This is a genomic window from Granulicella aggregans (assembly GCF_014203275.1).
Classification (GTDB): Bacteria; Acidobacteriota; Terriglobia; order Terriglobales; family Acidobacteriaceae; genus Edaphobacter.
Window position 1 is genome coordinate 179,882 of record NZ_JACHIP010000001.1, and the last position, 13,389, is coordinate 193,270.

The 13,389-nt window shown below is 59.1% G+C and carries 8 protein-coding genes; 1 reads left to right on the forward strand and 7 read right to left on the reverse strand.

Annotated features, from left to right (window positions below; genetic code table 11):
- The 3 genes from HDF16_RS00795 to HDF16_RS00805 all read right to left on the reverse strand — a co-directional run bounded on the left by HDF16_RS00795 (position 1) and on the right by HDF16_RS00805 (position 3,372).
- Positions 1-624 carry a response regulator gene (locus tag HDF16_RS00795; RefSeq protein ID WP_184214081.1) on the reverse strand — a complete coding sequence of 208 codons (624 nt, stop codon included), beginning with the start codon at positions 622-624 and terminating at the stop codon, positions 1-3.
- Positions 625-748: 124 nt separating this feature from the next.
- On the reverse strand, positions 749-1,981 hold the full coding sequence (locus HDF16_RS00800; RefSeq protein WP_348641197.1) for an ATP-binding protein: 1,233 nt from the start codon (positions 1,979-1,981) through the stop codon (positions 749-751).
- 101 nt (positions 1,982-2,082) lie between these two features.
- Positions 2,083-3,372, reverse strand: coding sequence for an MFS transporter (locus tag HDF16_RS00805; protein ID WP_184213219.1), 1,290 nt, complete (start codon positions 3,370-3,372; stop codon positions 2,083-2,085).
- Between the two features lie 331 nt (positions 3,373-3,703).
- On the opposite strand from HDF16_RS00805, the gene HDF16_RS00810 reads away from it, so the two are divergent.
- A complete protein-coding gene (locus tag HDF16_RS00810) occupies positions 3,704-5,797 on the forward strand; it encodes a beta-galactosidase (RefSeq protein WP_184213221.1) in 2,094 nt (697 codons plus the stop codon).
- An 11-nt stretch (positions 5,798-5,808) separates the two neighbouring features.
- Here HDF16_RS00810 and HDF16_RS00815 read toward each other — a convergent pair whose 3' ends face one another.
- Genes HDF16_RS00815 through HDF16_RS00830 form a run of 4 tightly spaced genes read right to left on the reverse strand, consistent with a single transcriptional unit; the run spans position 5,809 to position 13,192 of the window.
- A complete protein-coding gene (locus HDF16_RS00815) occupies positions 5,809-6,228 on the reverse strand; it encodes a VOC family protein (protein WP_184213223.1) in 420 nt (139 codons plus the stop codon).
- A 49-nt stretch (positions 6,229-6,277) separates the two neighbouring features.
- Positions 6,278-7,837: a PP2C family protein-serine/threonine phosphatase gene (locus HDF16_RS00820; protein WP_184213225.1), complete on the reverse strand. Its 1,560-nt coding sequence runs from the start codon at positions 7,835-7,837 to the stop codon at positions 6,278-6,280.
- Positions 7,838-7,844: 7 nt separating this feature from the next.
- Entirely contained in the window at positions 7,845-8,222 is a 378-nt protein-coding gene (locus tag HDF16_RS00825; RefSeq protein ID WP_184213227.1) for a response regulator transcription factor, read from the reverse strand.
- A gap of 5 nt (positions 8,223-8,227) precedes the next feature.
- Positions 8,228-13,192 carry a GAF domain-containing protein gene (locus HDF16_RS00830; RefSeq protein ID WP_184213229.1) on the reverse strand — a complete coding sequence of 1,655 codons (4,965 nt, stop codon included), beginning with the start codon at positions 13,190-13,192 and terminating at the stop codon, positions 8,228-8,230.
- Positions 13,193-13,389: the final 197 nt, after the last annotated feature.

Consider the following 13,389-nt stretch of genomic DNA (forward strand, 5'->3'; position numbering starts at 1 on the left):
CTAATCAAAGTGAACCAAGCCACGCTGCAGAGCGTAGATGGTCGCCTGGGTTCTATCCCGCGCGCCCATCTTGTCCAGCACGGACGACACATGAATCCGCACCGTCTTCTCTGCAATTCGCAGCGCCTCGGCAATCTCGCGGTTCGATAGCCCCTGGGTAATACACACCAGCACCTCACTCTCACGAGGTGTCAGTTCGACTGCGGGAGTCCTCTCCGCCAGACGATCAAGCGCGACCCGCGGAAGATACCGAAGGTCACGGGCCACGTTGCGAATGGCGTTGATGACCTCCTCTCCGCTCGCATCTTTGGTCAAATAGGCCATGGCACCTGAGCGCACCGCGCGATAGATATCTTCCGATCCGTGATAGTTAGAAAGCACCACGATTCGCGCCGGCTGGGCCATCTTGCGCAACGCAACGATCACTTCGAAGCCGCTTACCCGCGGCAGTCGCAGATCGAGCACCACCACGTCCGGCTTCAGCGCGCGAAACTGCTCGATGCCTTGCTCCCCATCCGACGCTTCACCGACGACCTTGATCTGGGAGTGACCCGCAAGCACACTCTGCAAGGCCATTCGCGCCAGGAAATGATCTTCAATCAGCAGGACCCGGATCGGCTTCAGTCCCGAAGTTCGTACCGGATATCCTGGCCGTTCCGTAGCGCTCTCAACTTCCTGGTCTCCGTACATAGTTACGTCCCCTTGATCAACTTCCCAATCCTGCGGTTCCCTGGCCTGGACGCCGAGCTTAGACCCCAATCCAAGGCACCACATCCCTTTGCTTCGACGAGCGATCGATTGCCTGAAAACTAACCGTCACCGCAACCTCAGTCCCTACCTGCGCCGAACTTGTCAGCCGCAGAGCTCCGCCAAGCTTCCTCGCGCGTTCCTGCATGACCGGAATCCCGAAGTGCCCGGTCCGGGTCGATGCGTCCGACACATGAAATCCGCTGCCATCGTCCTTCACCGAGAGGTTCAGCGAATCGGTACCAAACCGCAGTGCTATGTGAATATTCGTCGCCTTCGCGTGGCGCACCGCATTCGTAATGGCCTCCTGCCCGATGCAAACGAGGTGGTGTACCGCCCCGGGCGCAATGGGAGTCTCGTCGCCATACACTTCAAACGTCGTCTCGATTGTTTCCCGCGTGCGGTGAGTTGCCAAAGCGCGTGTCAGCGCCTGCGAGAGGTTGTCGGTCAACTCTTCGGTGTCGCGCAGGTCCCAGATAATTCGCCTCGCCTCTGCCTGGCAGTGCGAGACCATGCTGCGTGCCAGTTCACAGGACTTCGCCGCGGGCGTCAGATCTGCATGAGTATCCCGAAACAACTTCGCCGTCGCCTCCAGTTGCCAGGAGATGGCTGCAAATCCGGCCATGAGGGTGTCATGACAGTCGCTCGCGATCCGGTTCCGCTCTTCCAGCACAATCCCCATCTCGCCTTTCAGTAATTGATCTCGCTGGCTCAGTAGCTGCGTCCCAAGCAACACCATTCCTACCCCAACCAGGACGTAAAAGTACCACGTCTGGTAGAAGAATCGCCGTTGGACGACCTTGAGAGTCGCTGCGGTTCCGGGCCACTGTCCGCCTGCCTGACGGGCTTCTACTTCCATCTCAAAGTGCCCCGGGCCAAGTCGCCGGTAGTGGGCAAGTTTGCTCCGTGTCACGGTCCAGTCAGGGTCATATCCAGTCAGGCGGTAGCGAAACTCTAGATCGACGTCATGTTCCTGCGCCGCACCGAAAAAGATCACCAGGTCGCGGTTCCCTGCGCTCAAGACCAGCGGCTCCAGGCTCACGCTTGTAGGCCCGGTCTCGGACCCCAGAGACCAGCCTTGGATCACGACCCTTGCCGGCGAAGTTCCATCCAACACGACCGTTCCGGTCCGGTCTCGACCTGCGGATGTCGTCATCTCCGTGGATGGCGTTGGATAGGGCACGATCTGTGCCTCCACACCTCTGCCCGCCAGCAACATTGCGCCAGCCAGCACGAAATACAGCGGCCTCCTTATGCATGCCATCGCTGGAGAAACACCCTGGTTGAGAGTCAATAGGTCATTATTCCACGAGATTCTGAGTCTTCTTGACTCCGTCAGTCCTCAAGCGCCCGCTCCGGATGCACCACCAGCCAGCAGAGTGACCCCACGACAGCCATCACCGCAGCGACACCGAACGAAGTCGTCCAACCAAACCTTTGCGCGATCCATGGCGTCATGGTTGCAGTCAATGCTCCGCCGAACTGCCCTGCCATGTTCACCAGGGAAGAGAATACGCTCGAGCTTCGACCCGCAATGTCTACCGAGACCGACCAGAAGCTGCTCTGTGACATATAGAGCGCGCCGGCACCCCCGGCGAGGATGATTCCCGCCCACTGCGGGCTGCTTACCTGGGAACCCACTATCAAGAACACTGCCGTCGCCAGCAATGACGCCGCCGCCAGATAGCAACGTCCGAATCGCAGACCGAACCGCTTCGTCAGTCGGTCCGACAGCGAACCGCCTACTAAGCAGAACACTGTCATACACAGGAAAGGCAGCATCGCGTAGCGTGCGCTCAGTTTTAGATTCACCCCACGTACCTGCGCCATGTACAGAAAAAACCAGCTAAAGAAGACCCATGCGATATATCCAAAGCTGAAGTACCCAGCCATCAACGCTGCCAGGTCGCGCCGGGCAAAAAGCGCCTTCCAGGAGATGACGCTCTCTCCCGTTCGCCTGCCGTCACGCGAATCGAACGTCAGACCCGACCGGATCTCCTTCAGCTCTGCTCGCGACACGCCCGGATGCTCCTCCGGATTGTCGCGTGCGAACACCCACCAGACCATGCCCGCCGCGCAGCCCACGAACGCGCTGAACCAGAACGCAGCCCGCCAGCCTTCGCCAAGGATGATCCACGTCAACAGTGGGGGTGTCAGGCCGCTTCCTGCCCCAACGCCCGCAAAGATCAGGCCGTTCATCACCCCGCGTTCATTCTGTGGAATCCATGACGCGACAAACTGGTTCGCTGCGGGATAAATCACCGCCTCGCCCGCACCCAGCAGGAACCGCACCGCGATCAACAAGCCAATCGTGTGTGCATGGCCGGTCGGCAGGGCAGTAATCAACGCCGTCGCCGCTCCCCACCATAGTACTCCGAGGGTCAGCACCCACCTGGGCCCGAACCGTGCCGCCAGAATTCCTGCCGGCAACTGGAACCCGGCGTACCCGATAAGAAATGCGGAAAACACCCATCCCAGAGACTGGTTGTTCAAGCCATAATCCCGGCTGATGTCCAGCCCGGCAATCGAAATGTTCGTGCGATCGAGAAAGGCAACGCCGCTCAGAACAAATAGCCAGAAACCAAGAAAGTACCGGACTCGGATTCGAGGTACGACCTTGATCATCGTTCCCCCTGCTCTACAGGCTCGCGCCGAGAAGGCCCATACGAAATGAGAAGTGCTGTCATTAGACTGACATCCATCTTCCCGGAGAAAGGTGCCCATAGCCTAGGGCATATGTCCCACGAAGATCGAATTCTTGAAAGAGCTCAAGCAAAATGGGCAAGCGGACGAGGCGCGGCGTCGGTGCTCCGGCGCTCCTCACCAGAATTCGCTAAGCTTATAGCAAATTATTCGGCTCTCTCCGTTTCCAAGTGAGTCGAAGATCCGATACGCTCCAATCACTGCTGCGAGGGCTAAAAAATTGAGATTCGCGAAAACGTATTCCCTGCTATTCATGGCTTCATTGATCACCCTCGCCGCCCTCTCAACTGACCTCACCTGGAGCCAATCGCCCAAAGTCCCGTCTCAAACCATCCTCTTCGGCGCAGCCTACTACGAGGAGTACTCCCCCACCGACCGCCTCGACGAAGATATCCGCATGATGAAGGCGGCCAACATCACTGTCGTCCGCATCGCGGAGTCCACCTGGGGCACCCTTGAACCGCAGGAAGGCGTCTTCGACTTCAGCCATGTCGATCGCGTCCTCAACGCCATGGACAAGGCTGGCATCAAGGTCATCGTCGGCACGCCTACCTACGCCTTTCCCACGTGGCTCGCCCGCGAGCATCCCGACGTCCTCGCCATCACGCCGCAAGGTCCCGGCATCTACGGCCGTCGCCAGAACATGGACATCACCAACCCGAACTTCCGTGCCGCTGCACAGCGTGTCATCGTCGCACTCATCGACCACGTCAAGGATCACCCCAGCGTCATTGGCTACCAGGTCGACAACGAGACCAAGTACTACGACACCAGCGGCCCTAACGTGCAGGCCGCCTTCGTGAAGTGGATGCAGGCCCGCCATCCCGACCTCAACAAGCTCAATCACGACTTCGGCCTCGACTACTGGAGCAACCGCATCAATCGCTGGGAAGACTTCCCCTCCGCGAACGGCTCCATCAACGCCAGCCTCTCCTCCGCCTTCGCGGAGTTCCAACGTGGCCTCGTCACGGAGTATCTCGGCTGGCAGGCATCGCTCATCCGCCAGCACGATCGCCCCGACCAGTTCCTCACCCAGAACTTCGATCTCGACTGGCGCGGCTACTCCTACGGCGTTCAGACAGAGGTCAATCACTTCGACGCTGCACGCGTTCTCGATGTCGCCGGCATCGACATCTATCACCCCACGCAAGACCACCTCACCGGCACCGAGATCGCCTTCGGCGGCGACATCGCCCGCTCCATACGCGGCGGCCAGAACTATCTCGTCATGGAGACCGAAGCCCAGGGCTTTCCCGAGTGGACTCCCTACCCCGGCCAACTCCGCCTCCAGGCCTTCAGCCATCTCGCCTCCGGCGCCAACATGCTTGAATACTGGCACTGGAGCACCACCAACAACGCCGCCGAAACCTACTGGCGCGGCCTGCTCAGCCAGGACGAAAAGCCCAACCCCACCTACGACGAAGCCGCCACCATTGGCAAAGACCTCGCCCGCCTAGGCCCCGAACTCGTCAACATGAAGAAGCAGAATCGCATTGCGATCTACGTCAGCAACCAGGCATTGACCGCATTCAACGCCTTCAAGTTCGGTTGGACCTCGCGCACGACTTACAACGATGTCATGCGGCCCTTCTACGACGCTCTCTATCGCATGAACGAAGAGGTCGACTTCATCGATCCCTCAACCACCGATCTCTCCCGCTACAAGCTCATCGTCGTCCCGGCCCTCTACGCCGCGTCAGACGCCGAGATCGAACACCTCAACGCCTTCGCGAAGTCGGGCGGTCATCTCGTCTACACCTTCAAGAGCGGTTTCTCCGATGAGAACGTCAAGGTCCGGTCTGGCCCGCAAGGAGGCGCTGTGGCAGAGGCTGCGGGCATCCACTACAACCAGTTCACCATCCCTGAAGGCGTCTCGCTCGATGGCGATCCTTATCACGTAGGCACCGCCGACAACTCCGCACGCTGGTGGATGGAGTTGCTAACGCCCACGACTGCCACAATCCTGGCCCAGTACCATCATCCCGTCTGGGGCAAGTACGCCGCGATCACCCGCAACACCTATGGCAAAGGAGAAGTCACCTACATCGGCTTCATGCCCAGCGATGCTCTCGCCGAGAAGATCATGAAGGAAGCCGTCGAGCGCGCCAACCTCTGGGGACCGCAGCAGACGCTCCACTTCCCCACCATCATGCGCAGCGGCGTGCTCGCGAATGGCAAAGCCGTCCACTACGTGTTGAACTACACAGCCGCGCCAGTTCAGGCCAGCTACGGCTTCCCCACAGGCAAAGACCTGCTCTCAGGAACTACCGTCCAGAAAGATGGCACGATAGCACTGCCTGCATGGGGAGCCGCTATCGTGGAAGAAGGCACCCAGACCAAGCCCTGACTACGCCAGCTTCACTTCGCAAAGAGACTACCGAAGTCGTCGAATCCCTTGAACTCCAGCGCGTTCCCCGCCGGGTCGAGCAGGAACATGGTACCCTGCTCACCCACCTCACCCTGGAACCGAATGTACGGCTCAATCACGAACTTCACTCCCTGAGACTTCAACCTCTCGGCAAACTCTTTCCACCGAGTCATCGTCAGCACAACCCCGAAGTGCGGCACAGGCACGTCATGCCCGTCCACGGGATTGGCGTAGTTCTCGGTCGCGACCTTCGGCTTGAAGTGAGCAACAATCTGGTGTCCAAACAAATCGAAGTCGATCCAGTGAGCCGCACTCCGACCCTCCGGACATCCAAGAACGGTGCCATAGAAATGCCTCGCGGCCTCCAGGTCATCGACAGGAAATGCGATATGAAACGGTGTCAATTGCATCAGGCTTCAGTCTCCCTAAAGCCCTAGTCTATGCGCATCGGCGACAAGCCTAAAACCTGCGGACCGACAGCATCGTAATGTCATCGGACTGCGGCGCTCCATCGACGAACAGCGCTACTCTGCGCGACATCTCACCGATCAGCGCGCGGCAGTCCAACTCGCAATTCGCTCCAAGGCCCCCGATCACACGCTCGTCGGAGAAGTCCTCTTCCGCGATGTTCTGAGCCTCGGACACTCCATCCGTATAAAGGAACACAGCATCCCCCGGCATCAATTGCACGCTGCTAACGATATACCCCATCCCGTCGAACAGTCCCAGTGGAATTCCCCCAACGTCTGCAAGCGCTTCCACCTCTCCACTAGCCGCGCGCGTCACATACGGCGGATTATGGCCGGCGCTGCAATACTGAAACTCCCCCGTCACCAGGTCCAGCAGTCCATAGAAGCAAGTCGCGAACATCGCGCTCACACGCTCCCGCACCAGCACGCGATTCACCTCAAGAAAGCACTCCGCAGGCGACATCCCGAGGATAGCCGTGGACTTCACCTGCATCCGCGTCAACGCCATATACAGCGCCGCCGGAATTCCCTTGCCCGACACATCCCCAATCACCACGCCGAGCCGATTCTCATCCACCAGGAAGAAGTCGAAGAAGTCCCCGCCAACCGCTCTCGCCGAGGTCATCTGCGCATGCAGCTCAAACTCTTTCCGCTCAGGAAATGGCGGGAAGATTCGCGGCACCAGAAGGTGCTGAATCGTCCGCGCCGTCTCCAACTCATGCTGCAGCGCGGCAAGCTGTTCGCGGTCCCGCACCGCTCCCACCATGTCCGCGCACAGAAACGAATTCTCGATCGCAGTCGCCGTCTGCAACGCAATCGTATTGACCAGCTTCAAATCGGCCGCTGAATACGAGGTTCCCGCCGCAGTGTGGGCCAGCGCAATCACGCCCACTGACCGCTGCCCCGCCCGCAGCGGAGCGCAGATCACCGCATTCAGTGCCCGTTCCGAATCAAACAGCCTCGCATCACTGCCGCAATCATTCACGACCTCCGCGATGCCGCGATCAAGAATCGACTGTGCAAACTGCGATCCGGTCGCGAGCGGCCCACCGTCGCCACCCTCAAGCCTGCCGAAGAACGCCGCCACACGCAGCGGGCTATCGTCCTTCTCGCGGACAAGGATGCACCCATGCGTTGCGGAGATCAGCCGTTGTGCCTGCGCCAGTGCGGACTCGCCCACCGCATTCAGATTGAGCAGCGCGGCAAGCTGCTCCGAGAGCTGTTCGATCAGGTGGACCTCGCGGTAGAGATGCAGCACCTCCGCCGCCAGCGCCCGTCCTTCAGCCTCACGCGAAGCTAGATGCGCCAGCAGCAGAGAGAGCGCCTTCGCGGCCTCTGGCGGTCCCGTGACGTATCCCAGCGTCGCATCGTCCAGAAGCACCGGCACGCCGGCACTCAACCTATCTGTGCCCGGCAACTCTCCAAGCAAAACCTTGCCTGATGCATCCGTTACGCAAACACTGCCGCCAAGCGCCTCGCACATCGCAACCAACGCGGGATAGCTGCTTGAACGACGGCTCGCAATCGTCTTCAGGCTTAGCGCGGCCATGGCAGTCTCACTGTTCCAGGCCCAGCACCGACCGCGCTTTGGCCACCAGAGCGTCCGGATCGAAGGGCTTGGTCATGTAGAGATCAGCGCCAACCTCCTGCCCGCGCTGCCGATCGAACTCCTGGCCTTTTGCGGTCAACAGGATGATGTGAATATGGTTCAGCTTCAGCTCGTTCTTTACCGCGTGGCATACGTCGAAGCCATTCTTCTTCGGCATCATCACGTCCAGGAACACCAGGTTCGGCTGCTCTTCCTGGATCATGTCAATGGCCTCCTCGCCATTGCTGGCCATCAACAGCTCGACGCCTTCATCTTCCAGCTCTTCCAGGGTCTGCTGGATCAGCATCCGCAAATGTGGCTCGTCATCAACGATAAGAATCTTCATAGAGGTCACTGGTAGATCAGGAAAAGGACGTTCTCCATACCCTTCTCGAAGCGCAGCGCACGCACCGCTTCGTCACTGGAAAGCACCGAGTTCAGTATGATGATGTCCGGTTTCGACAGCACCGCTCGCGAGACCAGCTCCGAGCCATTCGACTCCACCACCGTGTACCCGCGCGTCTCCAGAACATCCGTCAGCGTGCGGATCGTCGAAGCGTCCTCATCGACAACCATCACCTTCTTCTTCGACTTGCCCTGGTCGAGCAGCGTATCCACCTCGTGGAAGAGCGACGCCGTATCGATCGGCTTGGTCAGATAGCGATCCACACCAAGCCGGAAGCCGCGCTCCTTGTCTTCCACGATCGAAAGAATAATGATCGGAATATCCATCGTCGCGGGATCGTTCTTCAACACCGCAGCAACATCGAATCCATTCATCTCCGGCATCATCACGTCGAGGATCACGAGTCCCGGCGTCTCCTCGCGGATCAGCGCCAACGCCTTGCGCCCATCTTCAGCGAGCCGCACCTTGTAACCCGCCTCAGTCAGCTCCTGCTGCAACAGCGACCGGATATTCGGATCGTCATCGACCACAAGGATCGACTTGTCATGAGGCTGGTGCGTCTCCACGCGCTCGCGAAGTTGCTTCACCAGCGACTCGATATTGATCGACCGTCGCACCGGCAGCAGATCGAGCTGTGTCTGCGCCGCAATCGGCAGGCTGAACGAGAACGTGCTTCCCTGCCCTGGCGCGCTCTCCACCCAGATACTGCCGCCGTGATACTCCACGATCTCCTTGCAGATCGGCAGCCCAAGCCCCGTACCCTTTGGCTTGTCCGTCAACGTATCGCCGACCTGCTTGAACTTTTCGAAGACCTTTGGCTGGTCGGCTGGAGCAATCCCGATCCCCGAATCCGTCACTCCAACCACGATCTGCCCGTCCTTCAACTCCGCCGAGCACGTAATCGATCCCTCATCCGTAAACTTCACCGCATTCGAAATAAGGTTGATCACTACCTGAATCAGCCGGTCGGAATCGCCCGTGACGGTCGGCAAATCGGGCTCAATCGTCCGCACCAGCATCAGCTTCTTCGCTTCAAACAACGAGGCCGTCGCCGCCACCGCGCGATCGATCACCTCCGCGACGGAGACAGTCCCCATGTTCCACGTAAACTTGCCCGCTTCAATCTTCGCCAGGTCGAGCACGTCGTCGATCAGCTTCGTCAGCCGCTCGCCCTCGCTCACCACCACTCCGAGGTTCTCAATCACCTGGGTCTTCGTCTGCGCGATCTTCTTGTCGTCGTTTGAAATCAGTGGGAACAGACGCTCTTCAAGTCTGCGGCGAATGATCTTCGCAAAACCCAGCACTGATGTCAGAGGCGTGCGCAGCTCATGGCTGACAGTGGAAAGGAACGAGCTCTTTGCCGCATCGGCCTGCTCCGCCGCTGCCCTGGCATGACTCGCATCCTCAAACAGGCTCGCATTGTGGAACGCAACTCCTACCGCGGATGCAATTGTCGAAAGCAGTCGCTGATCCGCCTCGGTAAAGCGGCCTTCCTGTTCGGTGGACTGCACGCTGATCACGCCGATCATCTGTCCGCCTGAAGGAATCGGCACGCCGAGGTACGATGCCGTCATCACGCCAATCTGCTCGATGCCCAGCTTCGACCGGTTGCGCTCCATGTCCTCATTGATGAGGAGCGGTCGTCCCGTCCGGATGATCTGCGAAGTAAGCCCTGTCCCAAACGGCCGCGGCTGAGCCTCCTCACCGAACGCGTACGGAAAGTTCAGCATCATCGTCGCCCGGTTCAGCAACGCCACATATGCAATCGGAGCGTGGAAGAGGTCGCGCACCTGGTCGCCCACCAGTTGCACCAGGCTGTCACGATCGAGCTGCGTGGCCAGTGCCTGTGTAATCCGATTGATCGTCACCAGCTCCGCAGCGCGCTCCCGCACCTCGTGCTCGCGCTCATTGATGACCATGTACGCATTCGCGTTATCCAGCGCGATCGTCGTATAAGCAGCGAGGTTTTGCAGCAGGCTCAGATGCTGTTCCGTATACGCATTCTTCTTGAAGCTCTGAATGCTCAACACGCCCAGCACCCGCTCCTGCGCGATCAGCGGTAGATAGATCATCGAAGCCGGCGGCCTCGCCTCGGTCCCGTCCTCGAGCGCCAATCCATTGTGCTCATACGCAGGAATGTACTTCGCATACTCTGTCGCAACGTCGTTCAGCAAAATCGGCTTGCGGTTCTCGATGCACCACACCGGAAACTGGTTCTTGTCCTCCGTGCTGCGCGTGTAAGGGGCATACCGCTTCCCATTCTCAATTGCCAGGCTGTACTCAATCAGCTTCTTCTCCGGCCGGTAGAGCCCCACGCCAAAGATGCTCGCGTCCACAATCTGGTTCACCCGCTCATACAGCTTGAAGAGAATCGTGTTCAGATCCAGCGAAGCCGTGATCTCTTTGCCAATCTCGCTCAGCAGCTCAATCGAGTCTTTCTGCGCCGCAATCTCCGCAGCCTGCGCTCGCACCTCGCTGGTGCGCTCATCGACCGTTGCCTCAAGCTGCCTCGCCTGGGATTCAAGCTCTTCCGTCTTGCGTCGCGCCTTCTGGCGTTCATAGCGACTGATCAACCGCCAAGCAAGGTACGTAATCAGCAGGAACAAGATCGCGTATGCGGCATAAGCGATCTTCGTCCGGTACCACGGCGGCAGAATCGTAAACGCGAAGTCGCCTTCGGGGCTTACACGTCCGCCATCGGCCTGCGAGCGAACGCGGAAGCGATACTCGCCTGGCCCTAACCCGCTGTAGTTTGCCTCCTTCTGCTTGCCCCACGCCGACCAGTCCTTGTCCGCGCCTTCGAGCAGATACTGATAGTTCGTATTCGTGGAGTTCCCAAAAGATAACGACGCAAATTGAAACGTCAGCGCGCGTGTAGCTGGAGGCAGCCGAGGTTCTTCCGTGCCTACAGGGCTGCCGCCAAAGACGACCTTCGTTCCGGACATGACCTGCCGGACGAGTGGTGGAAAGTTCTGCGTCTCCGGCTGCTTTATTTGAGGATTCAGACGTAGAAGGTATTCACCGGTTGCCCAAATAGAGCCATCACCATCAACGAACGGCCTGTTGATTTGAAAATGTGTGAGCGGACGATAGGTATCTTCGTCCACGCGCCAGGTTCCATCCGGCTGCTTGAAGAATCGTCCTATACGGGCATTGTCGAATGTAGAGGTAACCGACCATACGCTGCCGTCTTCATCCTGATACGCAGTTGAGCTTGCGTCTGGGGCATCCAGCGGGAGCACCCAGCGATTGTCGGTAACGAACTTGTGCGCTGCAGGGTCCCAGCGCAGCATGTCCTTGATGAGACCTGGGGAGGCATAAAGGGCGCCGTCGATGAAGGCCGGGAACACACTTCCCTCCGGCACTCCCTCGGCTTTCGAGATCACCTCAACCTTCGCCTCGCGCAGTCCTGACGCCGGCACCTCGACTCTTAGCAGCTTTCCGTCTGTGCCGCCTACCCAGAGCACTCCACTGGGGTCTTCGGCCAGCACTCTCGCCTCATAGACAATGGGCAGCCGGCCTTCGTCGATCCACTGGTGTCCGTCCCAGCGCATGGAACCGACGCCGTCGCCATGCCCGATAAAGACGCGGTCGGGTCTCTTTACCGATTGGCGGATCGTATAGCTCTGCTCCCTGGCCGCCTCGGCGGCAGGCGTGGTGCGCACCAGTTTGTCGCCTTCGACTCTTAGTACGCCTTCGCTCGTGGCTACCAGCAACTGGTCCGGCGTCTTGCCTTGGGGATCCTTGAAGACCCTCAGCCGGAACGCTTGAGTCGCACCAGAGATCTTCTCAAACGTGGGGCGGTTCGTACGCGGATCGGAGACCAGCTTTTGTACCGAGTCCGCCCCGGAGGCCGTTGCAACATAGATAGAGCCCTGAAAACGAACCGCATCTTCCAGCACGAATGTAGAAAATATCGAGAGCGGTGAATTCGCCTCGACGCGCGTGATGCCGTATCCCGTGCCGATCCAAACTGCGCCGTCCCGGTCCTGAAAAGAGCTCAAGGCACCGGAGTCGAGCAGACCGTCCGCCTTGTCGATGATCTGACGAAGGGTACCGTCGTGCCCAATGATGACTGCTCCGCCATCCAGAGTAGTGATGCACAGACTGCCGTCCTTCAACATCGTGGATGTGTAGATCGGATGCTTCGCGAGGTACTCGTCGGCTTGGCTCTGAAACGGCGTTACCTTCTGCCCGTCGTAGAGCGTAAGGGTCCCATTGCGCGCGGAGACAAGCATGCGTCCATCATCGAATGGGTGCAGGAAGAGCTTCCGCGATGCCTTATAGAAGTCTCCCCCCGGCATACTGCGAAGTTCGTCGCCGACGATCTCCTGTAGCCCAACTCCATCCTGGGACGTGTAAATGTGCCCGTTAGCCTCTGAAAGCGCCTGAAACTTGGCCTTCGCATCAGGAGTCCACACGTGCATATTCTTGCCGTCCCAGCGAAAGAGGAGTTCATAGGACCGGAAGAAGACGCCTTGAGGAGTTGGCAGCGCCTGCCACACATCCGTAAAGCCACGGTCTTTGGCCGGCACATGGTCCAGAATCGAGACGAAGTGCGTTGAGCCAACTGCGTCCGGCTCCAGATAGCCAAAGTTTCCGCTTCCGCCCACCCAAACTCTACCCGTGCTATCAAGCATCAGAGAACGGATCACCGACATAGGCGTCTGGATCTTGCGCCAGCTTACCCCGTCGTACTCCAGAATGTCGCCCGCCGATACCCCTATGTAGATCACGCCACGGCGATCCTGCGCCACCGTCCAGACCTGGCCGAAGTCTTTGTACTCCTTGTAGGAGTGCGGCTGGATGACCGGAATGCCTGTCTCGGTTCCCTTCTTCTCTATGGCGGCAGCAGATGCTCTCACCTCGGTATGAAGGCAAGTCAGCAACAGAATCATCGGAGCAAGCATCACTCCACATACGTGCGTGAGGGAAGCGAAACGTCGGACCAAGTGATTTCCAGGGGAACGCGAGAGCCGGATTTTAGGGGTAAACCAGTTCGTGCTCCGAACCGGTACCCTTTTCTAACACGCGACTTACGCACATGCAATGTGATCGGGAACCGCAGGCCGAGAGAAAGACTCCGGAGGTACTTCTTTCCGGAACC